Genomic DNA, 26,764 nt, shown 5'->3' with positions numbered 1-26,764 from the left:
TCACTCCTTGTGCTGGTTTAGGCGTCTGAGATCTGCGCCCGTGTCTATGTCTATGGCGGCGCGGTGCAGCACTATCCGGCCCAGTCGTTGTTGTTGTAATTTCTCGGTCAGCAGAGCCTTGGCCCCTCGGTCACCCTGCAGTTGGCAAAGGGCGTTGAAGTCTGTGGCATTAAAGATAGCAGGCGCGCCGGGGGCGTCCCGGTAAAAGGCGCTGCTGCTGAGTTGGCTGCCCAGCCAACAGTCGAGCAATTCAAGGTAATCGGCGCTAATGAGCGCAACCTGATCGGCCAGCGCCAGTAGCAGGGCATCGGCGGAGCAGGCCTTGGCTTGCTCCGCGGCCAGGGCGATGGAGTGCCCCAGCCCCTGTTGCCAGAGAGGGTTGAAACAGCAGCTCGCATGGGGCGGCAACAACGCTTGCAATTGTTCCTTGTGGCCGCCGAGTATGGTCAGCAGCGGCAGCAGCTCAAGCTTGGGGGACTTCTGGCTTGCCTGAGCGCGCATCTGCTCCAGCGCTTGCCAACTGAGGCGCAGCAGCGGCGTGCCATGGCTGTCCTGTGCTGCCAGTTTGGCGTGGCCGGGCACTGAGTCATCGGCGGCGAAGCGGCTCGATGCTCCGGCGGCCAGTAACACAGGCAATAGCCTCATGGCATCAGGCCCTCAAGCCCAGTCATGGGCGCATCAAACAAAACACCGTGGCACTGGGCTAAAATGCTGAGGGCGATGGCCCCCGGGAGTTCGCCGCCGAGTGCCAGTCCGGCGGGCGCCGCCAGTGGCACGGCAAAGTCTGCCAGCCCAAGAGCGGCATGTTTGAGTACCTTATCGCGCCTGTGAGTTGGCCCCAATAGCGCCAGATAGCGTGGGCAGCTTACTTGCAGCCGTTTGAGAATGGCGCTGTCGAGCTCGACATTGTGGTACATCACTATGGCACCATCCTGACGCTTGAGCCAATCGGCATCCAGCTCGTCGGCGCCGAGCTTGATTATGTCGCAACCGGCAAAGTCATGGCTGCGGGCGTAGGCGGCTCTGGGGTCGACGACGCTCACCTGCCAGTCCAGTTGCAAAGCCATCTGTGCCAGCGGCTTGGCATCCAGACCGCCGCCGAAAATCGCAAGCGCAGGTTTGGGGCCCACGGGTACGGTTAACCAGCTCTGTTGCCCATTCTGCCCAGTCTCTGGGCTCCAAATCCCGGTGCGGCGAAAGTCATTGGCGGGGAAAGGCAGAGGCTCAGCATCGGTTGAGGGGGAACCTTGGGGTAAAAAGCGCGCCTCAAGGGCTGCGGGCGCTTCACCGGCTTTTGGCATCAGCAACTGCCAGAAGCCGGATTGACCGGCATTCAGAGCCTGGCGCAACTCATCGAGTGCCAGAAAATGATTCTCCCGCCCCAGAGGCAGCAGGCAGATGTTCACCAAGCCGCCACAACCCAGTTGGTAACTGGCGTCTTGATCGTCGCGGGCGTCATAACAGACCTCCACCACCCTTTGTTCCGTCAGGGCCTTGTGTGCCTGATGGCGCAGATCGGCCTCCAAACAGCCGCCGCTGAGGATCCCCAGGCTCTGGCCCAGGGGATGAAACAGCATCATGGCTCCGGGTTTGCGATAAGAAGAGCCTTGTACCGAGGTGATCAGCGCCAGCACCCAGGGCTCGTCTGCGCTGAGAGCCCATTGTTGCAGCAAGGTTTGCAGATGGTGCGCCATAAACTTCCCGTGTTTTTGGTGGAGAAGTTAGCATTGCATAAAATAGCACCGGGAAACAATCTTGCCGGGCGTAGCAAGTCAGGGAGCGGCAGTGGGACTCGGCGACAAGCGCAATAAAAAGGCCCGCCTGTCGGCGAGCCTGAGTGGTTAAGTTTAGTGACCTACATAGTCGATCATCTGCAGCAGTTGCATCCGAACCGCATCCGGCGTTTGGCTTTCCCAGAAGCCGGAGGTGTAGGCTATCAAGGGCAGCAGGAACAGCAGTCCGAGTACCAGCAGCATTACTGACTTGGCTGACCAGAAATGATTGTGGCTAAGGCCGAACCCCAGCGCCGCTTTCTTGGGACAGGCGGCCACGCAGCGCATGCAGGCCTGGCATTCATCGCTGTGCACTGTATTTTTGGTATGCACTATGATGCCGGCCGGACAGGCGCGGGTGCACTTGTCGCATTTCATCCCCTTGGACTCTATCAGGCAATGCTCAGGGGCGCGGCGGATTTTCAGCGGGCTGAGAAAACTTAGCAGTCCCAGCAGGGCGCCATAGGGGCAGAGGTAACGGCAAAATCCCTGACGGCGCCAGGCGACAATGGCAAGGATCAGGCCAAAGCAGGCCAGGGTGATGAGTCCCGGAGTGATGAAAAACAGCGCCATCTTGAGATCGGCTATCTTGTGATAATTACTCTCCAGGTAGCCGGGGATCCCCATAGACGGCATGCCCAGCACTATGTAGAGCAGCGCCGCCAACAACAGATACTTGAGCATACGCAGTGGCCAGTCGAGCCAGGCAGGCGGCATAAATTCGCGCTTGATAAAGCGTTTACGCAGGCGATAGAGGTACTCTCCGGCCAACCCCAGCGGGCAGGCCCAGCCACAGAAGGCCCGCTTGCATAGCAGTCCGGTCAGTAGCACCACCGCCATCATCACGGCCGCCGCCGGGTGGGTTTGATCCCAGAGTCCCAGGGTGGCTATCGCCTTGAGTTCTATACCGCCGGCAATGGGCAGAAACGCATCCACCACATCCGGGCGCCCAATCCAGGGCGTGACTCCGGCCTTGAGCATCAGGCTGTTGATGGTGTACTGAATCGCGACCAGAAACAGGGACAGCGCCAACAGGTGCTGGCAGCCGCTGCGCAGGTTATTGATCCTGGGCTCGGATTGCAGCAAGCCGGGGCGCAGTTGCTGCAGCAATGCCAGGCTACCAACGGCTGTCAGCGTGGCCAGCAGTAACATGGGGCTGCTGCTAATCAGCAGCGCGGTTAAAATCAGCAGCAAAGTGAGGCCAGCGCCGAAACGGCGGCCGCTCCACCAGAGTTGGCTGACACCATAGAGGAGTGCCAGCATGAGGGTGAGCGATTCGGTCAGTGTCATGAGAAAGAGGCCAGCAACAAAGGACTGCCTATTGTGAACTCAAATAAGGGCACAAGTTCTTGAGTCAAAAAAGGAAGTGTGCAGCAGATCCAAGTTTACCTTCGCAGATGGAGAAATTCGTGCACTGGCTCACAGCTGAAAAAAAGCCCCGCGGTGCGGGGCTATCTCTATGGCTTGGCGGTCAGTTACCCGACTCTATTGCTGCGATAAAGCGGTTGGACTCATCGATGGATTTATTCATCTCTTTGATAAGGCCGGAGATATCGCTCTGTAGACTGGCAAACTCACCCTTGATGGCCCCTATGGTCTGGGCGTTGAGGTTGTGCTTGAGGTAGAGCATGTTGTCTTTCATTGAGGTCAGGATAGGAGGCATCTTGCTCTCGGCACGGCGCATGCTGCGGATCAGCTGCTCGTAGGAGCGGCGGGTTTCTTTCAGCTTGGCCTGGCTCTTACTGCGCAGGCTGGCCTTGCTGATCTCACCGATTTCCCCTTGCCACTCATCGAACAGGGCTTCGGCCACATCTTCCACCTTGTTGATGCGGTTGCTGACATCGTCGGCGGCTTCCTGGGCCGACTCATATTCGTCTTTGGCCTTGTTGTAAGCCTTTTCCAGATCGCCACCGTCATGGTTCAGCAGTGCCTGCATCTCTTCCAGTGCCGAACTGAACTGCTCCTGAGCTTCCTGTTGCGATTCTTTGGCGTCTTTGACCCGGTCGACCATGATGTCACGTTTGTGATAGCCAACCTTTTCCATGGCACCGTAATAGGCACTCTGGCAACCACCCAGCAGCAATCCCAGGCTGACCAGGGTGGTGGTGAGGATCTTGTTCATAAGCTTTCTCTTTTCTCTGTTTATGCTTTGTATTTGGCGGCATCTATGATGCACCAGAGATGGGCAATGGCACCTATGATAGCAGGAACTATCAACCACCAGAGGGCGTAACCTGTGACTGTCACCAGAAAGAAGATCAGTGCGGCCAGGATCCGCCCCTGAACCAACTGCCCCAAACCCGGGAAAAATACGCTTGCCAGCGCGGCAATCACATTGCCCGCCGATCCTTGTTGTGACATTAACTCTCTCCTTTAAATTGTGGAAGAAGCATTGAACGACGGGCCTCGGCGCATGCCTATGCATAGCACTGGCGTCATTCCCGGCTTCCTTTGCCCTGCTGCAGTGGCAGCATCACACTTTGTAATCCGGGCATTATTGTACGAAGATAGCGACACTAGACCCAGAGGATCAAGAGAAAACCGTGAGCAACAAGATAGATACCCGCAATTTCAGCTTGTTTATGAAAGGCTGCTGGCACTTCCTGCTGCACCTGAAACAGAGATTGCAGGACGATCAAATCAATATCCGAGCCGGTCATCTGGCCTATGTGACCCTGTTGTCGCTGGTGCCCATGGTGGCCGTTACCATGTCTATGCTGTCGGCTTTCCCTGTCTTCAAGGGGGTGCGGCAACTGATAGAAAACTTTATTTATCAAAACTTTCTGCCGGCCGCAGGCGATACGGTTCAGGTCTATATCAACGAGTTTGTCGGCAACGCCTCCAAGGGCACGGCCGTCGGTATCGGCGCCCTGGTGGTGGTGGCCATTTTGCTGATCTCCGCCATCGACAAGGCGCTGAACTATATCTGGCGCACCAAAGAAAAACGCCAGACTGTCGTGTCTTTTTCCATGTACTGGATGATCCTGACGCTGGGCCCAGTGCTGATGGGGGCCAGCCTGGCGGCCACTTCCTACTTAGTATCGCTGAAAATATTCAACGAAGCCGATACTTATGGTGTAGGTACCTTCTTTGTCGCGCGTCTGCCGTTTCTGTTTTCTGTTGCGGCCTTCCTGCTGCTTTACACTGTGGTGCCCAATCAAAAGGTGAAGCTGCTGCATGCCCTGCTCGGGGCCATAGTGGCTGCCTTGCTGTTTGAGGCGGGCAAGAAAGGCTTTGCCCTGTATGTGACTCACTTCCCCAGCTACGAGGCGATTTACGGCGCCCTGGCGACGATTCCGATACTGTTTGTCTGGGTCTACCTGTCCTGGATGATTGTCCTGATGGGAGCCGAGATCACCGCATCTTTGCCGGAATTCCTCGATGGTGAAGAACCATTGGAGTCGCTGGATGATGAATCCGAATCGGCATAATCCGTTTGCCCGCGACTGGCTGGAGGTGGGTGGCGGCCACCGCCTGTATCTGGCGCAATTCGGCAACCCGGAAGGCATCCCGCTGCTGTATCTGCACGGCGGGCCCGGCGCCGGTTGCAACCTTGAAGAGTTGGCGCTGTTTGATCTGCGCCGCTTTCGCTTATTGTTTCTGGATCAAAGGGGCGCCGGCTTATCGCGCTCCGAGAAAGGCCTGGCGCAGAATCACTTCCAGGGCCTTCTCGATGATCTCGAGTCGGTCAGGAAGGCGCTGCGGTTGCCGCGCTGGTGTCTGGCAGGGGGCTCATTCGGGGCAACCTTGGGGCTGGTGTACGGCGGTTTATTCCCTGAGCGGGTCATAGCCCAGACATATTGGGGCAGCTTTATCCCCTCTGCCGAGGGCCGCGATTGGCTCTATGGTGCTGCTGGCGCCGCCAGCCGTTTCCCGGTGGACTATCATGGCTTTTCCCGCTGGCTATCCAGGAGTGAGCGCAGCACTGCGGCGCTGCTGGAAAGCTATGCCAAGGGATTTACTTGCCTCAATGCCCAGGATTATATCCGCAGTTGGCTGCGCTGGGAGCAGCATCTGTCTTTACCCGGGGTACTGTTGCCGCCGCCAAGGGCGCATCGGGACAGCAATATGGCCAGAATCGAACTTCACTATGCCCGCCATCACTATTTCGAAGCCATGAGTTTGCTTGATGCAGGGCTCAATAACTGGCCGAAACATACCCGCTTGCTGCAGGGGGAAAACGACTGGGTCTGTCCCACTCACTTGCTGCAGGCTCAGCTTGCCCGCCAGACCCGCCCGGCCGAGTTGCAGCTGGTGGCCGGAGGTCATCACTCGCTGGTGGATGATAAAATGCGTCACGCCGTGGTTGCAGCCCTGTGTGCTATGGGCGACACTGCGGCCTCTTGTGAAACAGAATTAAGGAGTCAGGATTGATCGCCCTGATACAGAGAGTCAGCCGTGCCAAGGTAACGGTTGCCGATGAAGTGACCGGCGCTATAGATAAAGGTTTGTTGGTGTTGTTGGGCGTTGAACGCCAGGATGATATGGCGGCGATGGAAAAGCTGGCCAGCAAGGTGATGAATTACCGGGTGTTCAGCGATGACAACGGCAAGATGAACCTCAATCTGACTCAGGTCGGCGGGCAGTTGTTGGTGGTGTCGCAATTTACCCTGGCGGCCGATACCAGCCGCGGTCTGCGTCCCAGTTTCTCGGGTGGTGCCAGTCCGGCTCAGGCCGAAGAGCTCTATGAAGCCTTTGTGGCATTTTGTCGCAGCAAGGGGGTGACCACAGAAACCGGCCGCTTCGCTGCCGATATGCAGGTGGAACTGCTGAACGACGGGCCAGTGACCTTTAATCTGAGTGTTTGATATGTCTGAGCCATCACTGCTTAAGCAATTGGAAAACACCTGGCATGGCACCATCCCCGTCAGTGCCTTTATGGGGATCCGGCCACTGGCTTTTGATGGCACAGAATTTCGTGTCGGTGCACCGCTGGCGCCCAACATCAATCTGCATCAGACCATGTTTGCCGGCAGTATCTATACCCTGTGCACTCTGTGTGGCTGGGGCATGCTCTGGCTGCAACAGCAGCGGGCCGGAGTGAGTGGTGATATAGTGCTGGCCCAGGCCGAGATCCGTTATCGGGCGCCGGTGACTGCCAATCCCGGTGAGTTGATTGAAGCCAGAGTCAGCTGGCCGGGCGTGTCACTGACGCCTTTGAGTGAAGGGCGCAGGGTCAAAGTCAGGCAGGAGGTGGAACTCTGGAGTCACGGCCTTTGCTGTGCTTCTTTCTTGGGGGTTTACGTCAGCCAGCCCAAGCAAGAGGCGACCCTGTCCTAGCTGGGATTACCTAGGCTTACAGGTTCGGTTTTAACCTTGTAAGCCCTGGATAACAACCTTTCCTTTCTAAAAAATCGAATTTAATATCAAATTTTCTCCGCTTTTTTTCTATTTTATCCATCAGTAAACTGCTCAGCATAGATTGGAGCAAAAGCTCTGACTCAAACAAATTCCTGAATCGAAGCGGAGCAATATCATGAGCAAAGTATTAGTTTTGAAATCCAGCATCCTGGGTGGTTACTCTCAGTCCGGTCTCTTGGTCGACCACCTGATCAAGCATTGGCAGGAGCAGGGTTCCAGCATCACAGTCAGGGATCTGGCGGCCGAGCCGCTGCCGGTACTGGACGGTGAAATTGCCACCGGCCTGCGCGGCGGCGAACAGCTGAGCGAGCGCCAGCAACAGGCGTTGGCCTTGTCTGATGAGCTGATCCAGGAACTGAAAGATCACGACACACTAGTAATAGCTGCGCCCATGTATAACTTCGGTATTCCGACTCAGTTGAAAAACTGGATTGACCTGATTGCCCGCGCCGGTGTGAGTTTCAGTTACACAGAAAATGGCCCTGTGGGTCTTATCACTGGTAAGCGCGCGGTAGTGATCACTACCCGAGGTGGGGTACATAAAGACTCGACCACAGACCATGTGGTGCCTTATCTGAAAACCGTGCTGGGCTTTATTGGAATTACCGAAGTGGAAACCGTCTACGGTGAAGCGCTGAACATGGGCCCGGATGCCAACGCCAAGGGTATTTCAGCAGCCAAATCTTCGCTGGCTGCCATCTCTGCCTGAGGCAAACATCTCTTCCACCATCAATCTGAACGCCAGTTGCTTGACTGATTTGGTTCTACTGCCCCGGAGGTGACTCCCCGGGGCTTTTTTGTGACGGCTTGTCCGGCTCGAGCGCCTTGCTGCAAAGGGGACAAGCGGCATTGACCCCTTCGGCGGGCCAGTGCTCGCGATAACGCACTCGCGCAGAGGCTTGGCCGCGATGTTGGCTTATCTGAAATCGTCCGGGCTTGCTTGTCATTATGGTTACTCAGGTTGGCAACAGACCAGCTCCTTGAAGGCGCCGCCGTTGAGCACGCAATCAAAGCCGTTGGCCCGCAGAATTTCGCAGCCTTTCTGGGCGCGCATGCCGGCACCACAATAGAGCACAAAGGGTTCCTGCTTATTCGGTTGCTGCTTGAGCCAGGTATCCAGGGTATCTAGTGGCACATTCACCGCCTGCGGCAGGTGTCCTTCGGCATATTCGGCGGCCGAGCGGACATCCAGTACCCGAACTCCCTTGGCGATCATCTCATGGCACTGCTCTGGGTTTAGGCGGCCGTCTTGTGGCGTGACGTTGGTTTGCATTTTCAGACTCTCTATCAATTAGAAATTTTTCAATAAGGTTAATCTTATGAATTTGGAAATGCAATGGCCTGGATACTGGTCGTTTTCTCTCCAAGGCTGTTTTTTGTTCTATCCTTTGGAAAAAGGAAATGTTTTGAAAATAGTGTATGGACAAGAATATGCCAACAGCTCTCTGGCTGCAGGGTCACAACGCTTCTGAGCGTTTGGAACGCATTCACGATCATCTGTTGCTCAGCTACCCTTGGGTGGATCGTATCGCCTGTGCCCTGTATCACGAGTCGACCGGGCTGCTAAAAACCTTTATCAACAGCACTCACAGGGGGCAGGCCATAGTGGGTTATGAATATCCCATGTCAGAAAGCCCGGTGCTCAGCCAATTGGCAGACACAGGGCAGTATCGGGTGATAGACGATATCAAGGCCAATATCTTGCCGGAAAACAGCCATTCGCGTTGGTTGCTGGAGCAGGATTACAACTCCTCCTTTACCGTGCCCCTCTACGATGAACAGAGGTTTCTGGGGTTTCTGTTCTTCGATTCATACCGCTTGTCGGCCTTCGATGCCAAGGCGCAGCGCGATATGGTGCTCTATGCCAACTTGATCAACATGTCTCTATGCGCCGAACTCAGTGCAGTGCGCACTATTCTCGCCTCGGCTCAGGTGGCACGGGACTTTGCCGACCTGCGCGACTTTGAAACCGGCGCGCACCTGGATCGCATGGCGGCCTATTCGGGTTTGATCGCCGGCATAGTCGCACCCAAATATGGCCTGAGTGATGAGCAGATAGAACATATCACCCAGTTTGCACCTTTGCATGACATAGGCAAGATAGGTATTCCGGACAAGGTGTTGTTGAAAGAGGGGCCCTTAAGCATAGACGAGCGTACTCTGATGGAGACCCATGTGGATAAGGGTGAGTGCCTGATCCGCAAGGTGCTGGGGGATTTTGGTCTGGCGCATCTGCCGGATTCGACCATCATGCTCAACATAGTGGCCTGTCATCATGAGTATCTGGATGGCAGCGGCTATCCCCGAGGTTTGAAGGGGGAAGAGGTGCCGATTGAAGCCAGAATAGTGACTGTGGCGGATATCTTCGATGCCCTCAGCAGCGAGCGGCCCTATAAGCAGGCCTGGCCACTGGATGCCTGTTTCCGTGAGTTGAGAAGCATGGTGGCCGCCGGCAAACTGGACGGCCACTGCGTCGAAGCCTTGGCGGCTTCGACTACACAGATCCTGGATATCATGGGGCGCTGCCGCGATGACAAGGCGGCCTGAAAAGAGGCCTGCAGTGCCGATGCATTCCGTTAAAGCTTCTTGGGCTTCTTACTCTGGTTTTCTAGGGCTTCCTGGGGCTAAGCTCAGTCCTGCCAGCAGCGGAAGATCAACGAAGTATTGATGCCACCAAAGGCAAAGTTATTGCTCATCACCAAGTCGGTATCCAGTGCCCGGCCTTCGGCGCGAATATAATCCAGCTCGGCGCAATCCTCGGCGACATTCTCCAGGTTGATTGTGGGTGCAAACCAGCCATCACGCATCATCATAATGCTCCACCAGGCCTCCAGTGCGCCGCAAGCGCCCAGGGTATGGCCGGTATAGCTCTTCAGCGATGAAATCGGCATCTGCTCGCCAAATACTGCGGCGGTAGCCCGGCTCTCGGCGGCATCACCGCGGTCGGTGGCCGTACCGTGGGCGTTGACATAGCCTATCTGCTGCGGCGCTATATTGGCGTCTTTGAGTGCCAGCCGAATCGCCTTTTCCATGGTGTCGGCGTTCGGTTGCGTCACATGCAGGCCGTCTGAGTTGGTACCAAAACCCAGCACTTCGGCGTAGATGCGCGCGCCTCTGGCCTTGGCATGCTCCAGCTCTTCGAGCACCAGGGTGCAGGCGCCTTCGCCTATCACCAGACCGTCCCGGTCGCGATCGAACGGCCTGGGGGTCAATTCAGGAGTGTCGTTGCGGGTACTGGTGGCAAACAGGGTGTCGAACACGACCGCTTCTGTGGGGCAGAGTTCTTCGCCGCCCCCGGCCAGCATCAAATCCTGCTGGCCATACTTGATGGCTTCATAGGCATAACCAATGCCCTGGCTGCCGGACGTGCAGGCGCTGCTGGTGGTTAATACCCGCCCCTTGAGGCCGAAAAATACCCCGACATTGACCGCCGTGGTATGGGCCATCATGCGGATATAGCTGGTGGCGGTGACGCCGCTCATATCGCCGTGTTTGAGCATGTCGCCAAAGGCGGTGATGGGATCTGTACTGCCGGTGGAAGAGCCGTAGGCTATGCCCATGGCGCCTGAGGCTATCAGAGGATCATGCAACAGGCCGGCATCCTCCAGCGCCATTTCACTGGCGCGGGTGGCCATCAGAGACACCCGGCCCATGGAGCGGATCTTCTTGCGCGAATAGTGTGCCGGAGTGCTGAAGTCGCTGACCGGCGCCGCCAGACGGGTGTGCAGGCCATCGAACCTGTCCCATTCATCCATGCGAACCACGGCATTTTGGCCTGCCTGCAGCCTGGCCTTGACGCTGTCCCAATCCTGGCCCAGGGCGGATATGCCGCCCATGCCGGTAATCACCACCCTACGGCTCATAGCATGCCTCCGTTGACCGAGATCACCTGGCGGGTGATATAACCGGCTTCGTCAGACATCAGGAAGTTGGCCAGGGCCGCTATCTCTGCAGGCTGGCCCATGCGCCGCAACGGCACCAGTTGCTGTACCAGTTCGGGGCTGAAGGCATCGACCATTTCGGTTTCGATAATCCCGGGAGCGATGCAGTTGACCGTGATCTTACGTTTGGCCAGCTCCAGTGCCAGCGCCTTGGTGGCGCCTATGATACCGGCCTTGGAGGCGCTGTAGTTCACCTGGCCGCGGTTACCGGCCAAACCGGAAACCGAAGACAGCGTAATGATGCGGCCGCCCTTGCGCCGTTGGATCATCGGCATCAGCGCCGGATGGATCACATTGTAGAAACCATCGAGATTGGTATGGATGACACCGTCCCACTCGGCCTCTGTCATCGCCGGGAAAGCCGTATCGCGGGCGATACCGGCATTGAGAACCAGGCCGTGATAGGCACCGTTGGCTTCTATGTCGGCCTCAATGACTTGGCGGCAGGTCTGGCGCTCGGCAACATCAAACTGCAGCAGGCTGACCTTGACGCCCAAGGCTTGGATTTCGGCGGCGCTGGCCTCGGCGGCGGCTTGATTGGCATGAAAGTGCAGGGCGATATCAAAGCCGGACTGCGCCAGGCGCAGGGCGATAGCCTTGCCTATGCCGCGGCTGGAACCTGTGACCAAAACTCTCTGTGTCATGCGGAATCTCCCTGCATCGCCTCCAGACTACCGGCAATATAGGCTTGGGTGTCCTGGGGCTGAAAAACGTTTACATTGGCGCTGGCGATCTCTGTGTCGCCATCAAAGATGCGGCAGTCGAACACTGCCAGTCCCGTGTCTTCCTGATAGAGGCGCTGCACCTGAGTCAGGTATTCGCGTCCGGGCAGGAATCCCGGGGTATGCATGCTGAGCTTACGGCTGCCCAGCAAAAAACCGACCCGGATAATATCACCGCGGGCCTCGGCTTCCACTCCGGCCAGTGCTGCTATGCTCTGGGCCATATATTCTATGCCTACATAATTGGGCACCAGAGCCCGGGCGTCATCGAAATAGGGGCTCTGCTCACTAATCTTTACCTTGGTCAGCAGTCTGTCTTGGCTGTGCTCGACCACGGCGTCTATCAGTATCATGGGCGCCCTGTGGGGCAGAAAATCGGCGATATCACGCTCGGCTAAAGGCTGGGTCATTCCGGGGCTCCACGGCTGAAGATCAGGCTGGCATTGCTGCCGCCAAAGGCGAAGGAGTTACTCATCAGGTGATTCAGTGAGTGGCGGCTGCCCTGTTTGACCAGTGGCAGTGCGGGATCATTGCCATCCTGCTCACCGTCCCACAGATGCGGCGGCAGTAGCCCATCAGGGTTGAGGGGCGACAACAGCAGCCAGCAGAATACCGCTTCCAATGCCCCGGCGGCGCCCAGTGCGTGGCCGGTCAAGGGCTTGGTGGAACTGCAAGGCGGCAACGCTTCGGCAAATACCGAGTGCATGGCGCGGCTTTCCATGGCGTCATTCTTGGGGGTGGCAGTGCCGTGCAGATTGACATAGTCGATGTCATCAGGCGTCAGCCCAGCTTGCTTGAGGGCCATCTCCATGGCGGCAATTGCGCCGCTGCCCTCGGGATGGGGCGCCGAGATATGGTGAGCATCGGCCGACTCGCCGACACCGGACAGCAGCACCTGGCCGCTTCCTCTCTCCAGGGTAAACAGCGCCGCGCCTTCACCTATGTTGATGCCGTCGCGGTTGGCGCTGAATGGATTGCAGTGCCCCTTGGAGACAGACTCAAGCGCATCGAAGCCGTTGAGGGTCAATTGGCACAGGCTGTCGACCCCGCCGACTATCACCATGTCGCACAGTCCGGCGTCCAACAGCCGTTTACCGGCGGCAAACACCTTGGCGCTGGAGGAACAGGCCGTCGACAGTGTGTAACAGGGACCGCTCAGCTTGAACCAGGCTTGCAGGAAGCGACTGGTGCCCCCCAGCTCCTGTTGAAAATAGTGGTAGTCAGAGGGGAAATGGCCGTGGCGATTGCGGTACTCCAGTGCTTCTTCGCCCTTGGAGATCCCTGAGGTGCTGGTGCCTATGACAACCGCGATGCGCTCCTTGCCATATTTGGCCTTGGCGGCTTCCACCGCCGGGGTAATTTGCAGGGCGGCGCACAGCAACAGGGCGTTGTTACGACAGTCATAGTCGGCAAACTCGGCGGGAATGGCCGGTAACTCGCTGTTCACTACCCCGACTATGGCCGGCCGTTCAAACAACAGGTTGTCGCGGCTGACCATGCCGCGGCTGTCACCGGCGAGCAAGGCGTTAAGCACCTCGTCGGCCCGGTTGCCGAGAGGGGTACAAAAACCCGCATGATTTATGGCTGTAGTTGTCATATCTCTGTTTTGGGATCCGGCCCTGTATCCATTACAGGGGCTTAATGTTCAGTTTTAAATCGGCCTGCGGCATGTTCATGGCCACTTCCGCATGCCAGATGTCGGGGCTGGAGTAACTTATCCGCATCAGCTCGCGATTGTCATTGCTCAGCAATACCCGGCACAGGACGGCGGCGCAATCTTCCAGTTTCACCCTGGCGCCATCCAGATAAGCGTTCAGCTTTTCCTCCGGCCAATAGATGAGCTGCAGCAAGGCCAGCAGATATTCTGCTTTAAACTCATTGCCGAGCAGCACACTCTGCTCGCTGGTCAGTGTATGTCCATCGTAGATCAAGGTAAACAGTGCTTGGCCCAGAGGTGCCAGCCCCACCACAGTCATCTGCTGCGGCTGCAGTTCCAGTTGGCTGATAAGCTCATGGCTCTGCTCCCCTCGTTGCAGCCGCACCTGCTGGCTGAGACTGAGCGTTTGCTCCAAAGTTTGAGCTTGAACCGAGTCACTGCCCTGGGGCTCATCTGGCTGCTTTGCGTCTTTGGCAGCCTTGGTATCAGAGGTTTGTCCCTTGGGCGCGGCCTGGTTCAGCGGCAGCGGCGCCAGACAATAACTGACATCCTTTGCCAGGGCAACGCAGGTTTGGCGATACAATAGCTGGCTGCAGCCACTCAGGCCAACCAGCACAGTGGCAAGCAGTAGCAAGCGGGTGACAGCGGCTGTCATAAGGCTTCCTCGACGGCGTCGCGGCAGAGGTTCACCACCAGATCCAATCTGCGCCGGGATTCACTGACAAAGGGGTTGTTGCTGTCCCAGGCGTAGCCCGCCAGGATAGAGCAAATCATCTGTTTTATTTTGGGGTTGGCGTCTTCAAAGAAGATCACCTCCTGGAATCTGCCGTCATACCAGGCTTCCACATAGGTGCGGAAGGTGTTGACCCCCAGCATCAAGGGCTCGGCATAATCCTGCTGCCAGTCTACCGCTTCCCCCTTGAGTTGGCGTACCAGACAGTCGCAGGCCAGACTGGCCGAGTGCATGGCTATGGTCACCCCGGAGGAGAATACCGGGTCGAGAAACTCACCGGCATTGCCCAGCAGGGCAAACTTGTCGCTGGCCAGGGTGCTGACATTGGCCGAATAGCCCTTCAAGGTGGCGCAGTCGCGGATCACTCTGGCGTCCTTAAGCAGCGCCTCCAGCCCTGGCTCTTCATTGACTATGGTGCGCAGTTGCTGCTCCAGGCTGCCTTCGAGTCTTGCCAGCAGATGCGGTTCGGCCACCACCCCCAGCGAACAGGTGCCGTTACTGAAGGGGATCAACCAATACCAGATATCCTTGTTGCGCGGATGCACGCTGATAAGGATCTTGTTACGGTCAAACTCCGGGTCGCTGATATTGTCCTCAATATGGGTAAAGATGGCCGAGCGGGCCGGCAGGCTGGAGGGGCATTCCAGCTGCAGCAATCTTGGCAACACCCGGCCAAAGCCACTGGCATCCAGCAGATATTTGGCCTGCACTGAATAGACTCGTCCATTTTCGTCTGCCACTGTCAGCCGTGGCTCTGCGCTGAGATCCACCGCGGTGACCGTCTGGCCATAACGTATCTCTACCCCTTGGGTACTGGCGGTGTCGGCCAGCAGCTTGTCGAACTGGCCTCGGGGAACCTGAAAGGTGGTGCCGGGGCCCGGGGTAAACTTGTCACTGAAATCAAAGGTGGTGTAGCGGCCGTTGCGCCGAAAGGCTGCGCCGTTTTTAAACTGAAACCCTGCCTCGGCCACGGCTTCTGTCATCCCAGCCTGCTCCAGCACTGTCATGCAGCAGGGCAGCAGGCTCTCTCCGATGGAAAAGCGTGGAAATTGGGCCCGCTCCAGCACCAGAGCATCTACTCCTTGTTGTTTCAGCAGGCTGGCCGCGACCGAGCCGGATGGCCCGGCACCGATAATTACCACATCGACTTGTTCCACGGCATTGGCAGTGTTCACTTTGCATTCCTTGTAAGAGTTGAGGTTAGGGGAGCGAGTAACAGGGTAAAACCTATGCCCAGCGCCAGGGTCATGCCAAAGGCGGCAATGGCATAGGTGTCACTCAAAGCCAGCAGGCCAAAGGCCAGCAGGGTTGAGGCGGCAGACATCAGCACCGCCAACATCACGCCTCTGGGATGCTGTTTAGCTTCGGCAAAAAACAGGCTGTAGTCCACGCCTATGCCGAACACCAACACCAGTGCCAAGGCATGAAACAGGGTCAAGCCGCTGCCGAGCCAGCCAAGGGCGCCCAGAGTCAGAATCGCCGCCAGAGTCGGCACCAGCGCCACCCAAAGGCCGCGGCGCAAACCAAAGCGCCAGCTGAAAATCACCGCCGCCAGTGTCAGTGCCAGTGCCAGCATCAGCAGGGTCAATTGACGGTATTTGGCCATCAGCGCCGAGATATCGGCGACCTTGTCGACCAACTGCACGCCCGGGTTGCTGCTTGCCAGCTGCTTGAGGGCGTCGAGATCGTGGATGCCACCGAGCAGCACTATGGCGGCGTGAGCCGATATTCCGTCAGTGGGGGCGAGGTAGAGGTCACTCAGCCCTGAGGATTTAGCCCCTTCACTGGCGAGCCAGTCTGTGGCCGAGAGCGGCTGGAATTCGGCCCATTGCCTCGAGAGCGGCCCTGCCAACTCGGCATTCAGCCCCAGGGTGTCCAAAACCTTGTCTGTTTGGCGATAGATAAGCCCCTGCAACTGATGATCTTGCTGCTGGCGTTTGATGCTCGGCAAATAGCGGGCGATATTCACGCTGTTGCCGAGTTTGTCTTCAGCAATCAAACGCTCGAGCTCGGGCGCCAGCTGTTCAAGACGCTGCAGCATCTCCTCGGCGCTGTCACCCCGAACCAGCAGAAACTGATTGTCCGTGCCGCCACTCAGCAGTTGCCTGAGAGCATTTTCCGGCTCGCTGACCGCTGGTGGGCTGCTCTGCAGCGCCCGGATATTATCGTTGGCCTTGAGGTCAATGCCGCCAAACAGCAGCAGTAACCCCAGTGGCACCAGGATTAACAGACTGCTGCGCCGACCGAGAGCTTGCCAGAGATTCAGCAAGCGGCCAGCCAGCGCCAGGCGGCTGTCTCCTGCAAGCAAAGGGCTGGCGGCTATGGCCGGATACGCTAGCAGCAGTGTCAGCCAGGTGAAAATCAGCCCGCTGGCACAGAATACGGCCACCTGTTGCATGCCGGGAAAAGGCGCCAGGCCTATGCCCAGGTAGGCGCCGACACTGGTGATCAAGGCCAGGGTCACGGCCGGGAATATCAGGCCAATCACCTGCCTGGGAGAAGCCTTGGGATGTTGCAAGCGCTCGCAGTAGAAGTGAAAGCTGTAGTCGATGGCGATACCGATAAGGCTGGTGCCGAACACCAGAGTTAGGAGATGCAGTTCGCCAAACAGTGTCAGGGTAGTGACCGTCGCCGCCAGAAATCCACTGCCCAGGGTGAGCAGTGCCACCGTCAGCGGCATCAAGGAGCGAAACGCCAGCAGCACCAGCAGGATCACTCCAAGCAGGGAGACTAATCCGATACGGTTGATCTCGCTCTTGGCCGATTCTGTGGCGGCCGCGGCATGAAACAGGGCGCCGGCCTTGAGCACTCGAATATCTTGCGGCAGAGGCGCCAAGGCCTGCTCCAGCGCCTTGAGCTGGATTGCCTGTTGCTGCGGGTTAAAGGCGCTGCCTATTCCCTCGGCCATCACTATGGCTGCATACTGGCCTTGCGGCGTTGGCGCCAACAGTATGCCATCTGCCTGGGTGAGACTGCGGCCCTCGGCCAGCGACTTGAGCCAGTCGGGGAACAACAACAGCGGATCTTCGGCAATCAGGTCGCTGCCGGCGGCGCCAAAGGCGCTGTAGAGCTGTTGCTGCGCGTTTTGAATCAGAGTGGTTAATTCACCGCTAGCGAGTTGCTGCCTCTGGCTGTCACTGAGCAGCCCCATGCGATAGGGGAAATAGAAATGCCCCAGGGCGCTGAAGCTGTCGGCCTCTGCGCTGCGCACTCTCTTAAAGGCGCCTTGCTCCTTTTCCAGCGCACTTTGCAGCTGTTTGCCGGCGTTGATCGCCTGAGGCTTATCCTTGGCAATCAGACCGATATACACTTGATTGCCCAGTTTCTGCTCCATGCGTTTCAGCGCCGCTTCGGCGAGCGGATCTTCCTGCACCTTGGGCAGCATGGCGAGAATGTCACTCTGAATACGGCCGCCCTGTTGCCACTGCCAGACGCCAAGCAGAATAAGCAGCGTCAGCAGTCCCAGCCACAACAGCAGGCCAACCGGCGCAGAGAGCCTGGGACGAGAGCGCTCAGGGCGAGGCGACATCAGGGAGCCACCTCGGGAAAGAAGCGAGCGCGCTCGCTGTCATTGAGTGGGGATTTATCCAGTTCAGAGAAAAATATCTGGCTGATATCGCCGTTCTTGGCCAGCAGGGTCAGAGATTCGAGATCCTGATTGCCTTCGAGCACCATTTGCGGCAGCAGAGCCGCCATTGTCTGCTCCTTGGCCTTGAGTCCCAGTTGCCAATGACCCGCTTGGTCATTGAGCAGATAGAGTTCAAACCCCTGGCTCAATGCCTGAATATCACCGGAGAGCAGGGATTGCATCATGCGCGGCAGCATTTCAGCCACGGCCGCCGGGCCGGCATTGGCCTTGGTAACACTGAGCTTGCCCTGGCTGTCCTGCTGGATAAGCTCGCCCTGTTTCAGCAGCAAGAGGTTGCCAAAGGGAGTCTGCTGTTGCCAGAGCATGCCCAGTTCTCGCTGAAACAGAAATTCGCCGCTGCTGCGAAGTGGTTGTTTCAGCACCCTGAGCCAGCGCACCTGCTCAAACTGGCCTCGGCTGCTGTCGCTGAGGGCCATCTTAGTGCTTAACTGTTGCAGAGCCTGCTCTGTGGCCGGGTTGGCAAAGAGTTTGTCGAATGCCTGCGCCTCCGGCCTGATTTTCCCCTTGGCTTCGGCGGCCAATACTGCCACCGGCTCTGTCTGAGTGTTATCCGCCGGCGCCACTTTTCCCAATGCCATAGTGGCTGGCGCCACTTCCCCTAAAGCCATGTTGCTGCAAGCGGCACCAAACCAAACCAGTCCCAGCAGCCCAAGCAGTAAGGCGGGCTGCCGAGTGAGCCGAAAGCCGAAGGCTGAAGGTTTCATGGCTTGGCCTCGGCGGTCGCGATAAAGGGCGCCAGGCGCTCACGGAACACCGGCGGGGTCACCAAGCACAGTTCCTGAGTCTGCATATCCACCGCAGCCTGTATGGTGTAGCCCTTGGTGAGGCGCTCACCGCTGGCGACGTCGCAAATCTGGTAGTTGATCTTCAGCCGATTTTCCCACTCAACCAAGGCGGCACTCACCCGGATCTTCTGCTCGAAACGGCTGGGTTTGACGTATTTCAGCTGCAGATCCACTATCGGCCAGGCGTAACCTGACTCCTGCATTCGGCTGTAGCCGTAGTCGAACTTGTCCAGCAGCTTGCAGCGGGCTATCTCAAAGTAACGCAGATAGTTGCCATGCCAGGTAATGCCCATGGAGTCGACATCGTGGAAGGGGATCTCCAGCTCTATTTCAGTGCTGAGGATGGCTTTCATCGGCACACCTCCCACTCCCCGGCTTGGATCTTGGCCAGGGTTTGCCGCAACAAGGCTTCTAGCGGCCTGTCTTCAATCAAGAGTTCAAAGTCGGCTTCCAGCTGCGCCAGGGTGGTAGCTACTGACTCGGTCAGCGACTCACGTTCCAGTTCACCGGCGAGCAGGCGCAGGCGGATCCCCTGACTCATGGCCAGCAGTGCGGCGGCGGCCACCTGCTCGGTCAGTTCCAGTACCCGCAGGGCGTCACGGGCGGCAATGGTGCCCATGCTGACCTTGTCCTGGTTGTGGCACTCGGTAGAGCGCGAGAACACGCTGGCGGGCATAGTGTGTTTCAGTGCCTCGGCGGTCCAGGCCGAGCAACCTATCTGTACAGCCTTGAAACCGTGGTTGATGGGGCTGCGCTCGCCCTGGCTGGCCGACAGGTTGGCCGGCAGGCCGTTGTTGAATTTGGGATCCATCACCAGAGCCATCTGCCTGTCCAGCAGATCCGCCAAATTGGCCACCGCATTCTTGAGGCTGTCCATGGCAAAAGCGATATGGCCGCCATAGAAGTGGCCACCGTGGAGAATATGTTCCCCCTCGCCGTCGACTATCGGGTTGTCGTTGGCGCTGTTGAGTTCGGTCTCGATAAACTGGCGCATAAAGGGCAGGGCATCGGCCAAGACCCCGATAATGTGCGGCGCACAGCGAATCGAATATCTGTCCTGCAGTCGGTCAGAATTGCGTGGGTGCTCGTGGTGGTTGAGGTCTTCACGGATCCAGGCCGCGACCTGGTTCTGCCCCGGGTGCGGTTTGGCGGCAAACAGTATCTCGTCGAAATGGTTGGAGTTGCCCTTGAGTGTCAGTGAGGCCATGGCGGTAATGCGGGCGCACAGGCGGCTCAGGTACTCGGCCCTGTCATAGGCCAGACAAGCCAGCGCCGTCATCACGGCGGTGCCGTTCATCAGTGCCAGGCCCTCTTTGGGCCTGAGCTTGAGGGCGCTGATCCCAAGTTCGGCGTAGACTTCGCTGGTGGCGCGGTGCTGTCCTTGATAGAAGACCTCCCGCTCGCCAACCAGTACGGCGGCCAGATAAGACAGTGGCGTGAGATCGCCGCTGGCACCCACAGAGCCTTCCTCCGGGATCACTGGCACTATGTTGAGGTTCAGCAGCAGGGCTATGCGCTCCAGCAGCTCATAGCTGACACCGGACTTACCCACGGCCAGAGAGTTGAGGCGACAGGCCATCACGGCTCTGGCCTGGGGGATTTCCAGCACCTTGCCCATACCGCAGCCATGAAAGCGCGACAGATGCAGCGGCAACTCGTGTACCAGATCCGGGCCGACATTGACGGTACAGGAATCGCCATAGCCTGTGGTGACCCCATAGACCACGCCTTCTTCATGAAGCAGGCTGTCGATAAAGCGAGCGCCGCGCTGGATATAGTCACGGTACTCTGCACTGGCGTTGAGGGTCACCGGCGCCCCTTTGGCGATGGCGACCACCTGTTCCAGTGTCAGTGATGTTTGGCCGAAGCCGACCGTCTTGGTGGCCTTAACTGTTGCGCTCATGAGTTGTCCTTGGGGCGGTCAGCAACTTGGTCCTGCCGCCAAAAATCGAAAAAGTTAAACCACTGCAGTGGTGCCTTGCGGGCAAAATGTTCCAGCCGCCGGGCATAGAGGCCTGCTGCCTGTTGCAGCCGCTGCTGCCGCTCGGCTCTCGGGCCTTTGAGGCTCTGCTCGAAGGGCTCGAGCCAGACCTTGTAGCCCTGCTGTTCCCGCAGGCAGAACATGGTGTAGATGGGGCAGTCCAGCAGACCGGCCAGAATAAAGGGGCCCTGGGGGAAGGGCGCCATTTCGCCGAGGAACGGCACTTTCACCGTGCGACCCGGGCTGTGGCTAGAGGTGCGGTCGGCGGCAATCACCACCAATTCACCGGCCTCGACCTTGCTTTGCAGCAACATGGAGGTGGCCGGGTTGAGTTCGGTAACCTGGAGTAAGTTGAGTTCACTGTCCGGGTTCAGCTGCTTGAGCACCCGGTTGAAGTTTTCGGCATTGCGGGTCATCACCATCACATTGACCTTCACCTTGCGCTGGTGAATGGAGATGGCGCGGCACAGCTCAATATTGCCAAGGTGGGACACCAGCAACACGGCTCCCTGCCCGCTTTGTAACTGCTCGGCCAACTGCTGACGGTCGCTGAACTCCACCTGCTGCAAGCGAATGCGATCGCACCAGGCATCGATGCGATCCAGCGCGGCATTGCCGAAGGCGAAGAAGTGGCGCAGGCTGTCGCGCCAAGTCACCGGCTGACCGAGACTCGGGTGCTGTGGCTCCAGTGTCTGCACCCGCTTTAGAAACGCTTGTGACGCCTCGCGGGCCTGTCGCCCCGTGATAAAGAAATAACAGATCACCGGGTACATGATCGCCCGTGCCAGCCAGTGGCCGCCGAAACGATAGCTTTCGGCCAGCAGCTTGATACCCCAGTAGCTGCCCCGTTCCTTGACGTTGGACCAATGAGCGCCTTGGGGCTTGTCTTGTGCCGCTTGGGTTGGCCCCAGTTTCTGCCCCTTGAGCTTGCGCCACAGCATGGAGAAAAACAGCCTGCTGTGCAGCTTGCTGATCCTTACATTGTCGGCCAGCCCCTGAAAATGGCTGCTGCCGTCTTCCGGGTAGATCACCTTGGTGGGAATATGTTCTATGGCAACACCGCGCCAGTAGAGACGCACCATGACTTCGATATCAAAGTCCATCCGCTCGCCGAGGGCTTCGCTGCGAAGCAGGGCCTCGGTGGCCGCCAGTGGATAGATTCGAAAGCCGCACATGGAATCGCGGATATCCAGGCTCAGGGTCTCGACCCAGACCCAAAAATGGGTCAGGTAACGGCCGTAGAGCCGACCCTTGGGCACGGAATCATCATATTGCGGCAGGCCGGAGATCAGCGCCTTGGGGTTGAGCTGCGCCCTGGCTATCAGCGCCGGAATATCTTCCAGATTATGTTGGCCGTCGGCGTCCACCTGTAGGCCATGGGAAAAACCCGCGGCCCAGGCGGCGCGCAGGCCTGTCATCACGGCGGCGCCCTTGCCGCGGTTGTATGGGTGATGCAGCAGGCTGACCCAGTCGCTGTGTTGTTCGGCCAACTGTTGCAACAGATAGCGGGTCTCATCGTCGCTGCCGTCGTTGATCAAAAAGCAGGGCAGCCCCAGTGGTTTGAGGGCTTCCAGCGTCGCAGCGATATGGCCCCTATGGTTGTAATTGGGGATGATCAGCGCCAGCTTCATTGCTTGGCCTCTGTCTTGAAGGCGATACGACCCGAGCCGAACTTCTGTTCGCCGTCGCTGTAGCTGAAGCTCAGTTTACCCTTGGCGGGGTTATTGCTGATGCTGAGGGTGACTTGCATATTCGGCAACAGCAGTTGCTGAAACTTGAGCACCTCGAGCACCGCGACTTCGGCATCATAGCCGAATGCCTGGCTGCCGAGACGCACGGCCCAGTCCAGTTGAGTCACGCCGGGCAATACCGGCTGGCCGGGAAAGTGGCCGGCAAACATAGGCAGCTCGGCCGGAATGCTCAGGCGCCAACTGGCTTCATTGTCCTGATGCCGCTGTTGAAGAATGGGCGGAAGAACAGACTTAATCATGATCAAACAGCTCGAGAATATCGTTTTTGAGCAACTTGCCCTGGGCGTTGAGCGGCAGCTGCTGTGGATAGCGCCAGCGCCTTGGCAGAGTCACACGTTCAAATTGGCTCAGCAGATGGGCCTTAAGGGCGTTGTTGATGCTGAGTTTGCCCTCGGCTTCCAGCTGTGCCTTGCCGGCGGTGGAAAGCTCTACCGCCGCGCCCAGTTGCACCCTGGGGTTTTCCAGCAGCACCAGATGCGATTGGGTCACCCAGGGATGGGCGTTGAGCAAGGTTTCCATCTGCACCAGAGACAGGCGCTTTTCCTCTATCTTGACGATGCGGTCCAAGCGGCCTTCGAGGCAGAACTGGCCTTCGCCCAGCAGCCGAACCTTGTCTTCACAGCGGTATTGGCCATTGTCTTCAAGATAGGGCGAGCGCAGCAGCAAAGCGCCGTCGCTGTCATTGCTCAGCTCCATGGGGGCAAAGGCCTGCCAGGGTGTGTCGCTGCTCTGTTGGCGCCGATAACCTATGCCGCCGGTTTCCGTGCTGCCGTAGACCTCGATTGGCAGGCTACCGTAGCAGCGCTTGACCCCTTGGGCGGCTTCCAGGCTCAGGGGCCCGCCGGAGCTGAAGATCAGGCTGGGAGTGTGCAGCTGGCGTTCATGCTCCAGCGCATCCGGCAGCCTCGACAGCTGCGCCGGGCTGCTGATCAGGCACAGGTTGGGAAATAGGGCGGTGTAATAACTCAGGGTTTCCGGGTATTCCACCAGATCGCTGAGGAAGGGGCGACTGGCCGCCAGTGGCCAGAGAATCTTAAACAGCAAGCCATAGATATGCTGGTGGCTGACGGTGGCAATCACGCTGCAGTGTGGCAGGTGAGCGGCGAAGGTCTGCTCCAACACACTGACTTCGGCATCCAGTTGCTGCAGACGCTTGCGAACCGCCTTGGGTTGGCCGCTGGAGCCAGAGGTGAACAGCAGCAGTTCGCCGAACCCATCCCCCTCGGCCATCTGCGGCCAGGGCGAGTGGGGCAGTGATAGCTCTTTTTTCAGCTCGAGCCAGATCTTGCCCTCACACAGGGGGCGGTCTGACACTATGGCATCAAACTCCTGGGTCAATTCGCTGAGAGTACCAGGCTGAGTGTTGGCCGGCAGTATGATCTGCTTGCCCGACAACAGGGCGGCGCAGAGGCCAACGGCGAACAGATCGCTGCTGTCACAGGCCAATAGCCAACGTTTTTCCGGCCGGGCTTGCAGGCGCTGATGCAGATGATAGACCTGGGTGGCGAACAGTGAACCCGTGACTATGTCATGGTGGTTAAAACTGATCAGTTGTTGCCCTGCGGGGCCTTGGGTAAGCCAGGTTTTCAATAACTCTGTCATAACTGTCCCTTTATGATCGCTTCAGACAAAAGTGGCGATAGAGCCATTCTCCGCCACCGAGCAGCCCCATCAGCAGATAGGCTATCAGGCCGTTGTACAGGGTCCAGGTCTCCAGGCTGGTAAACAGCGCCGTATAAGCCGCCATGCCGCCGTTGAAGACAAACAGACCGCACCAGAGTTGTGTGACCCTTACCAGGTAGGGCCTGGCTTCCTCGGGCAGATCCGGCTCGGCCAACCTGGCCAGACGTTCCACCATACTGGGACCTTTAAGCAGCGAAGAGGCAAACAGCACCAGCATGCAAGCATTGACCAGCACAGGGTAGTACAGCAGCCAGTCCTGACGCTTGGCAAGCAAGCTGCCGAGCGCCAGCAGTAACCCCAGAACGACCGGAGCGGCCAGCGCCTTGAGCTTTTGCTTCCCCAGCAGCAACCTGGCACCGAGCAAGGCCGCCAGCAAGAGTGCCAGGCCATTGCCCGGCAGATAGTTCAGCCCCAGATATACCGCCAGGGGATATCCCAGCAGCAACAGGGCCGTGACTGTCTGAGCCAGGGCACGCATCAGTCTTTAACCAGTCCCTCGATGGCGTTAACCACGTCGTTGACCGTCCGTACCGACTTGAATTCATCGGGCTGGATCTTTTTGCCGGTCAGCTGTTGCAGTTTGATCACCAGATCCACCGCATCTATGCTGTCCAGATCCAGCTCTTCATAGAGGGAAGCCTCAGGGGTTATCGCCTCGGCATCCACTTCAAACTCATCGACCAGGATCTTGCTCAGCATTTCCAATATCTGTTCACGGCTTTGCATGAGCACCTCCTACGCGCGCTGGGATTCGATAAACGCGGCAAGGCTGGCAACACTGTAAAAGTGGGCCTTGGTTGCCTCTGAGTTGGCTTCGATCTTGACGTCGAACTGCTTCTTGATCGCCAAGCCCAGCTCAAGTGCATCGATGGAATCCAGTCCCAACCCCTCACCGAACAGCGGTGCTTCGGTATCTATATCGTCGATACTGATATCCTCAAGATCGAGGCAATCTATGATTAGCTGTTTAATTTCGTTATGTAAGCTCATAATTTATATCTAATTGTTGTTTGTAATAGGTTTCCAGATCTCTGGTGAGTTGGCGCGCCATCCGGGCATCGCCACCGCTTTCGGCATCATACCTCAGATGCGCTATGCTTGCCCCGGTTTCCACTTGCATCTGTATGGTGCGTCTCGGGATTTCGTACCAGGGATCCTGTTTGGTGAGTCCGGGATGAACCACCCTGAGTACCACTGGCAGAATATCGGCCCCGGCGCGCAGGGCGATATTGGCCGAACCGCGGGCAAAGGGATTGATCACTGCGCCTTTTACCGTGCGGGTGCCCTCGGGAAAGATGATCAGATTGGTGCCTCTGGCCAACACTTCACGGCAGTCCTGTAGCAGCAGCTCGGCGCCGCGATTGGGAATATAGCCGGCGGCGGAGACGACTCCGCGCAGAAAGGGGTTACGCCACAGTCCCTGTTTTACTATGCAGCCGGCATTGGGCATCAGGCTGATTAACACCACCACATCTATGAGGGTGGGGTGATTGGCAATCACCACCATGCCTTTGGCCTGCTGTAATCGCTGCAGATTGACTGTGCTGACCCTGACCACGCCGGCCCAGGTCAGCATATGCACAAAGCCGCGGAACATGTAGTGCACCGCTTTTTGTACTCTTTGAATGCGCACATCGCGCTCGCCGGGCCAGAACCTCAGCACAGGTAAAATGGTCAAGGAGCTCAGCAAGCCGCCAAGGCCGAAGGCGATATAACAGCTGATGCCGGCGAGCCAACGGGGAAAATAGCCGATACCGGTTGCCGGGGCTGTCATAGCGGCTCCCTTGAGGGTTCCAGCTGCCAATGCCAATGGGCCAGTTGCCCCTGGATTGCCGTGCCGTTTGCCAGTGCCTGCAGCAGGGCGCCGAAGCTCAGCGGCTGCCCGGCGCCGGTCTGCTGGCTCAGGGTAACTCGGGCGATGCCGGTAACATCGGCCGGGGCCAGCTGCAGAGACAAGGCCAGCGGCAGTTCCATCTCTTGGGTAAATTCATCATAGACGGGCGGCACAGGGTCATCGCCGAACACCAATAGCAGGGGGCTGGGGTCCTCGGCCAACTGGGCCCAGGCTTCCAACATGGCTTGGGACAGGGTATCTGTGCCCGCCGCCACTGAAGTGGAAGCGCCTGTGTTACCCGTGACTATGCCAAACAGACCGCTGGCGGTGTTGTGAACCGATTGGCTGAAACCCATGGGAGAGAGTGGCTGCCTGGCAATAATATCCTGCAGCAGTTCTATGGTGCGATTGAGTTCGCCATGGCGCGAGGCAAATACGCTGCGGCATTGGCTGGGGGCTTCAGCCTGAAAGGCGGCTTCCAGCATCATCTTGCTCAGGCGGCTGAAACGGCGCCGCTGCATGGCGGCAACCTGGGGTAACTTGGGGGCAATGCGATCGCTGTCATCAAGGGCGCAGTTGCTACTTTGCCACTGCTGCCAATCTTGCTGCTGTTGATACTCCGGGGACCAGGCTCCCCAGGAGAGAATACTGAACGCTAGTTGCACTGCTTTGCCTCTGACACAGATCTTTGTTGCTATCCCTTACGGGTCGTGAGGGAGTGAATCTGTCGGGTCGGAATGCGACCGCCGTACCGATTGCCCGTTCCCTCTGAAACACCGGTACAAAGGGCCATATTCTACACTGAAAGTACGGGTTTTAAGAAGGGGTTTAGGTTACAGCTAAAGATCAGTTACAACTTTTCGCTAACAAGGGAATCACCCGGCGGGCGCCGGGT

Annotated in this window: 31 protein-coding genes; 6 read left to right on the top strand and 25 right to left on the bottom strand. The window is 58.0% G+C overall.

From position 1 onward, the window contains the following. The 5 genes from E1N14_RS20385 to E1N14_RS20365 form a co-directional block, all read right to left on the bottom strand. Entirely contained in the window at positions 1–645 is a 645-nt protein-coding gene (locus E1N14_RS20385; RefSeq protein WP_037437079.1) for an NTP transferase domain-containing protein, read from the bottom strand. Continuing rightward, the gene (locus tag E1N14_RS20380) at positions 642–1,694 is read right to left on the bottom strand and encodes an XdhC family protein (RefSeq protein ID WP_062793398.1); all 1,053 of its coding nucleotides are present in this window, start codon (positions 1,692–1,694) and stop codon (positions 642–644) included. The genes E1N14_RS20385 and E1N14_RS20380 overlap by 4 nt, the downstream gene beginning before the upstream one ends. A 153-nt stretch (positions 1,695–1,847) precedes the next feature. Beyond that, complete coding sequence (locus tag E1N14_RS20375) at positions 1,848–3,062, bottom strand: 4Fe-4S binding protein (protein WP_025010148.1); 1,215 nt, start codon at positions 3,060–3,062, stop codon at positions 1,848–1,850. Positions 3,063–3,243: 181 nt separating this feature from the next. Continuing rightward, on the bottom strand, positions 3,244–3,894 hold the full coding sequence (locus tag E1N14_RS20370; RefSeq protein ID WP_025010147.1) for a DUF2959 domain-containing protein: 651 nt from the start codon (positions 3,892–3,894) through the stop codon (positions 3,244–3,246). Positions 3,895–3,914: 20 nt separating this feature from the next. Next, the gene (locus tag E1N14_RS20365; protein WP_025010146.1) at positions 3,915–4,133 is read right to left on the bottom strand and encodes a hypothetical protein; all 219 of its coding nucleotides are present in this window, start codon (positions 4,131–4,133) and stop codon (positions 3,915–3,917) included. Positions 4,134–4,315: 182 nt separating this feature from the next. On the opposite strand from E1N14_RS20365, the gene E1N14_RS20360 reads away from it, so the two are divergent. The 5 genes from E1N14_RS20360 (at position 4,316) to E1N14_RS20340 (ending at position 7,842) form a co-directional block, all read left to right on the top strand. Beyond that, the gene (locus tag E1N14_RS20360) at positions 4,316–5,203 is read left to right on the top strand and encodes a virulence factor BrkB family protein (RefSeq protein ID WP_025888483.1); all 888 of its coding nucleotides are present in this window, start codon (positions 4,316–4,318) and stop codon (positions 5,201–5,203) included. Then, positions 5,181–6,146, top strand: a complete 966-nt coding sequence (locus E1N14_RS20355) for an alpha/beta fold hydrolase (protein ID WP_243757290.1) — start codon at positions 5,181–5,183, stop codon at positions 6,144–6,146. The genes E1N14_RS20360 and E1N14_RS20355 overlap by 23 nt, the downstream gene beginning before the upstream one ends. Continuing rightward, positions 6,143–6,580: a D-aminoacyl-tRNA deacylase gene (gene dtd / locus E1N14_RS20350; RefSeq protein ID WP_062793397.1), complete on the top strand. Its 438-nt coding sequence runs from the start codon at positions 6,143–6,145 to the stop codon at positions 6,578–6,580. Before E1N14_RS20355 ends, dtd begins: the two co-directional genes overlap by 4 nt. 1 nt (position 6,581) lies before the next feature. Continuing rightward, positions 6,582–7,052, top strand: a complete 471-nt coding sequence (locus E1N14_RS20345) for a thioesterase domain-containing protein (protein ID WP_025010144.1) — start codon at positions 6,582–6,584, stop codon at positions 7,050–7,052. Positions 7,053–7,248: 196 nt separating this feature from the next. Then, positions 7,249–7,842: an FMN-dependent NADH-azoreductase gene (locus E1N14_RS20340; RefSeq protein ID WP_025010143.1), complete on the top strand. Its 594-nt coding sequence runs from the start codon at positions 7,249–7,251 to the stop codon at positions 7,840–7,842. A 55-nt stretch (positions 7,843–7,897) separates the two neighbouring features. Here the strand turns inward: E1N14_RS20340 and E1N14_RS20335 are convergent, their stop codons facing one another. Then, positions 7,898–8,080, bottom strand: coding sequence for a hypothetical protein (locus tag E1N14_RS20335; RefSeq protein ID WP_152134850.1), 183 nt, complete (start codon positions 8,078–8,080; stop codon positions 7,898–7,900). Positions 8,081–8,085: 5 nt separating this feature from the next. Next, positions 8,086–8,406, bottom strand: coding sequence for a rhodanese-like domain-containing protein (locus E1N14_RS20330; protein WP_054744157.1), 321 nt, complete (start codon positions 8,404–8,406; stop codon positions 8,086–8,088). A gap of 158 nt (positions 8,407–8,564) precedes the next feature. On the opposite strand from E1N14_RS20330, the gene E1N14_RS20325 reads away from it, so the two are divergent. Beyond that, positions 8,565–9,680 carry an HD-GYP domain-containing protein gene (locus tag E1N14_RS20325; RefSeq protein ID WP_243880175.1) on the top strand — a complete coding sequence of 372 codons (1,116 nt, stop codon included), beginning with the start codon at positions 8,565–8,567 and terminating at the stop codon, positions 9,678–9,680. Positions 9,681–9,763: 83 nt separating this feature from the next. Here the strand turns inward: E1N14_RS20325 and E1N14_RS20320 are convergent, their stop codons facing one another. The 18 genes from E1N14_RS20320 to E1N14_RS20235 are packed head-to-tail and all read right to left on the bottom strand — an operon-like array spanning position 9,764 to position 26,534. Continuing rightward, positions 9,764–10,996, bottom strand: a complete 1,233-nt coding sequence (locus E1N14_RS20320) for a beta-ketoacyl-ACP synthase (RefSeq protein ID WP_025010141.1) — start codon at positions 10,994–10,996, stop codon at positions 9,764–9,766. Beyond that, positions 10,993–11,718, bottom strand: a complete 726-nt coding sequence (locus E1N14_RS20315) for a 3-ketoacyl-ACP reductase FabG2 (RefSeq protein ID WP_025010140.1) — start codon at positions 11,716–11,718, stop codon at positions 10,993–10,995. The genes E1N14_RS20320 and E1N14_RS20315 overlap by 4 nt, the downstream gene beginning before the upstream one ends. Next, entirely contained in the window at positions 11,715–12,206 is a 492-nt protein-coding gene (locus E1N14_RS20310; RefSeq protein WP_025010139.1) for a hotdog family protein, read from the bottom strand. The genes E1N14_RS20315 and E1N14_RS20310 overlap by 4 nt, the downstream gene beginning before the upstream one ends. Beyond that, a complete protein-coding gene (locus E1N14_RS20305; protein ID WP_025010138.1) occupies positions 12,203–13,393 on the bottom strand; it encodes a beta-ketoacyl-[acyl-carrier-protein] synthase family protein in 1,191 nt (396 codons plus the stop codon). The genes E1N14_RS20310 and E1N14_RS20305 overlap by 4 nt, the downstream gene beginning before the upstream one ends. Positions 13,394–13,424: 31 nt before the next feature. Further along, entirely contained in the window at positions 13,425–14,108 is a 684-nt protein-coding gene (locus E1N14_RS20300; RefSeq protein ID WP_025010137.1) for a DUF3261 domain-containing protein, read from the bottom strand. Next, positions 14,105–15,361, bottom strand: a complete 1,257-nt coding sequence (locus E1N14_RS20295) for an NAD(P)/FAD-dependent oxidoreductase (RefSeq protein ID WP_062793396.1) — start codon at positions 15,359–15,361, stop codon at positions 14,105–14,107. Before E1N14_RS20295 ends, E1N14_RS20300 begins: the two co-directional genes overlap by 4 nt. After that, positions 15,358–17,715 carry an MMPL family transporter gene (locus tag E1N14_RS20290; RefSeq protein ID WP_062793395.1) on the bottom strand — a complete coding sequence of 786 codons (2,358 nt, stop codon included), beginning with the start codon at positions 17,713–17,715 and terminating at the stop codon, positions 15,358–15,360. The genes E1N14_RS20295 and E1N14_RS20290 overlap by 4 nt, the downstream gene beginning before the upstream one ends. Then, positions 17,715–18,539 (bottom strand): LolA family protein, encoded by an 825-nt coding sequence (locus tag E1N14_RS20285; protein ID WP_062793394.1) that lies wholly within the window; start codon positions 18,537–18,539, stop codon positions 17,715–17,717. The genes E1N14_RS20290 and E1N14_RS20285 overlap by 1 nt, the downstream gene beginning before the upstream one ends. Further along, a complete protein-coding gene (locus E1N14_RS20280; RefSeq protein WP_025010135.1) occupies positions 18,536–18,973 on the bottom strand; it encodes an acyl-CoA thioesterase in 438 nt (145 codons plus the stop codon). The genes E1N14_RS20285 and E1N14_RS20280 overlap by 4 nt, the downstream gene beginning before the upstream one ends. Further along, complete coding sequence (locus tag E1N14_RS20275; protein ID WP_062793393.1) at positions 18,970–20,523, bottom strand: HAL/PAL/TAL family ammonia-lyase; 1,554 nt, start codon at positions 20,521–20,523, stop codon at positions 18,970–18,972. Before E1N14_RS20275 ends, E1N14_RS20280 begins: the two co-directional genes overlap by 4 nt. Then, a complete protein-coding gene (locus E1N14_RS20270; RefSeq protein WP_062793392.1) occupies positions 20,520–22,232 on the bottom strand; it encodes a glycosyltransferase family 2 protein in 1,713 nt (570 codons plus the stop codon). Before E1N14_RS20270 ends, E1N14_RS20275 begins: the two co-directional genes overlap by 4 nt. Continuing rightward, positions 22,229–22,591, bottom strand: coding sequence for an ApeI family dehydratase (locus E1N14_RS20265; RefSeq protein WP_025010134.1), 363 nt, complete (start codon positions 22,589–22,591; stop codon positions 22,229–22,231). Before E1N14_RS20265 ends, E1N14_RS20270 begins: the two co-directional genes overlap by 4 nt. Continuing rightward, complete coding sequence (locus E1N14_RS20260; protein ID WP_025010133.1) at positions 22,584–23,954, bottom strand: AMP-binding protein; 1,371 nt, start codon at positions 23,952–23,954, stop codon at positions 22,584–22,586. Before E1N14_RS20260 ends, E1N14_RS20265 begins: the two co-directional genes overlap by 8 nt. Positions 23,955–23,964: 10 nt before the next feature. Beyond that, complete coding sequence (locus E1N14_RS20255; RefSeq protein ID WP_025010132.1) at positions 23,965–24,513, bottom strand: COG4648 family protein; 549 nt, start codon at positions 24,511–24,513, stop codon at positions 23,965–23,967. Next, positions 24,513–24,761, bottom strand: a complete 249-nt coding sequence (locus tag E1N14_RS20250; protein WP_025010131.1) for an acyl carrier protein — start codon at positions 24,759–24,761, stop codon at positions 24,513–24,515. Before E1N14_RS20250 ends, E1N14_RS20255 begins: the two co-directional genes overlap by 1 nt. A 9-nt stretch (positions 24,762–24,770) precedes the next feature. Continuing rightward, entirely contained in the window at positions 24,771–25,025 is a 255-nt protein-coding gene (locus tag E1N14_RS20245) for a phosphopantetheine-binding protein (RefSeq protein ID WP_025010130.1), read from the bottom strand. Beyond that, positions 25,012–25,809, bottom strand: a complete 798-nt coding sequence (locus E1N14_RS20240; protein ID WP_025010129.1) for a lysophospholipid acyltransferase family protein — start codon at positions 25,807–25,809, stop codon at positions 25,012–25,014. Before E1N14_RS20240 ends, E1N14_RS20245 begins: the two co-directional genes overlap by 14 nt. Next, complete coding sequence (locus E1N14_RS20235) at positions 25,806–26,534, bottom strand: beta-ketoacyl synthase chain length factor (protein WP_025010128.1); 729 nt, start codon at positions 26,532–26,534, stop codon at positions 25,806–25,808. Before E1N14_RS20235 ends, E1N14_RS20240 begins: the two co-directional genes overlap by 4 nt. Between the last annotated feature and the right edge of the window lie 230 nt (positions 26,535–26,764).

This window comes from Shewanella algae (assembly GCF_009183365.2).
GTDB classification, from domain to species: domain Bacteria; phylum Pseudomonadota; class Gammaproteobacteria; order Enterobacterales; family Shewanellaceae; genus Shewanella; species Shewanella algae.
This window is presented reverse-complemented; position numbering and strand designations above follow the sequence as displayed.

Bases quoted from the DNA above. Each gene is read 5' to 3' on its own strand.
- E1N14_RS20385 (WP_037437079.1), bottom strand. From the start codon at position 645: ATGAGGCTATTGCCTGTGTTACTGGCCGCCGGAGCATCGAGCCGCTTC.
- E1N14_RS20380 (WP_062793398.1), bottom strand. From the start codon at position 1,694: ATGGCGCACCATCTGCAAACCTTGCTGCAACAATGGGCTCTCAGCGCA.
- E1N14_RS20375 (WP_025010148.1), bottom strand. From the start codon at position 3,062: ATGACACTGACCGAATCGCTCACCCTCATGCTGGCACTCCTCTATGGT.
- E1N14_RS20370 (WP_025010147.1), bottom strand. From the start codon at position 3,894: ATGAACAAGATCCTCACCACCACCCTGGTCAGCCTGGGATTGCTGCTG.
- E1N14_RS20365 (WP_025010146.1), bottom strand. From the start codon at position 4,133: ATGTCACAACAAGGATCGGCGGGCAATGTGATTGCCGCGCTGGCAAGC.
- E1N14_RS20355 (WP_243757290.1), top strand. From the start codon at position 5,181: ATGATGAATCCGAATCGGCATAATCCGTTTGCCCGCGACTGGCTGGAG.
- E1N14_RS20345 (WP_025010144.1), top strand. From the start codon at position 6,582: ATGTCTGAGCCATCACTGCTTAAGCAATTGGAAAACACCTGGCATGGC.
- E1N14_RS20340 (WP_025010143.1), top strand. From the start codon at position 7,249: ATGAGCAAAGTATTAGTTTTGAAATCCAGCATCCTGGGTGGTTACTCT.
- E1N14_RS20335 (WP_152134850.1), bottom strand. From the start codon at position 8,080: ATGACAAGCAAGCCCGGACGATTTCAGATAAGCCAACATCGCGGCCAA.
- E1N14_RS20330 (WP_054744157.1), bottom strand. From the start codon at position 8,406: ATGCAAACCAACGTCACGCCACAAGACGGCCGCCTAAACCCAGAGCAG.
- E1N14_RS20325 (WP_243880175.1), top strand. From the start codon at position 8,565: ATGCCAACAGCTCTCTGGCTGCAGGGTCACAACGCTTCTGAGCGTTTG.
- E1N14_RS20320 (WP_025010141.1), bottom strand. From the start codon at position 10,996: ATGAGCCGTAGGGTGGTGATTACCGGCATGGGCGGCATATCCGCCCTG.
- E1N14_RS20315 (WP_025010140.1), bottom strand. From the start codon at position 11,718: ATGACACAGAGAGTTTTGGTCACAGGTTCCAGCCGCGGCATAGGCAAG.
- E1N14_RS20310 (WP_025010139.1), bottom strand. From the start codon at position 12,206: ATGACCCAGCCTTTAGCCGAGCGTGATATCGCCGATTTTCTGCCCCAC.
- E1N14_RS20305 (WP_025010138.1), bottom strand. From the start codon at position 13,393: ATGACAACTACAGCCATAAATCATGCGGGTTTTTGTACCCCTCTCGGC.
- E1N14_RS20300 (WP_025010137.1), bottom strand. From the start codon at position 14,108: ATGACAGCCGCTGTCACCCGCTTGCTACTGCTTGCCACTGTGCTGGTT.
- E1N14_RS20290 (WP_062793395.1), bottom strand. From the start codon at position 17,715: ATGTCGCCTCGCCCTGAGCGCTCTCGTCCCAGGCTCTCTGCGCCGGTT.
- E1N14_RS20285 (WP_062793394.1), bottom strand. From the start codon at position 18,539: ATGAAACCTTCAGCCTTCGGCTTTCGGCTCACTCGGCAGCCCGCCTTA.
- E1N14_RS20280 (WP_025010135.1), bottom strand. From the start codon at position 18,973: ATGAAAGCCATCCTCAGCACTGAAATAGAGCTGGAGATCCCCTTCCAC.
- E1N14_RS20275 (WP_062793393.1), bottom strand. From the start codon at position 20,523: ATGAGCGCAACAGTTAAGGCCACCAAGACGGTCGGCTTCGGCCAAACA.
- E1N14_RS20270 (WP_062793392.1), bottom strand. From the start codon at position 22,232: ATGAAGCTGGCGCTGATCATCCCCAATTACAACCATAGGGGCCATATC.
- E1N14_RS20265 (WP_025010134.1), bottom strand. From the start codon at position 22,591: ATGATTAAGTCTGTTCTTCCGCCCATTCTTCAACAGCGGCATCAGGAC.
- E1N14_RS20260 (WP_025010133.1), bottom strand. From the start codon at position 23,954: ATGACAGAGTTATTGAAAACCTGGCTTACCCAAGGCCCCGCAGGGCAA.
- E1N14_RS20255 (WP_025010132.1), bottom strand. From the start codon at position 24,513: ATGCGTGCCCTGGCTCAGACAGTCACGGCCCTGTTGCTGCTGGGATAT.
- E1N14_RS20250 (WP_025010131.1), bottom strand. From the start codon at position 24,761: ATGCAAAGCCGTGAACAGATATTGGAAATGCTGAGCAAGATCCTGGTC.
- E1N14_RS20245 (WP_025010130.1), bottom strand. From the start codon at position 25,025: ATGAGCTTACATAACGAAATTAAACAGCTAATCATAGATTGCCTCGAT.
- E1N14_RS20240 (WP_025010129.1), bottom strand. From the start codon at position 25,809: ATGACAGCCCCGGCAACCGGTATCGGCTATTTTCCCCGTTGGCTCGCC.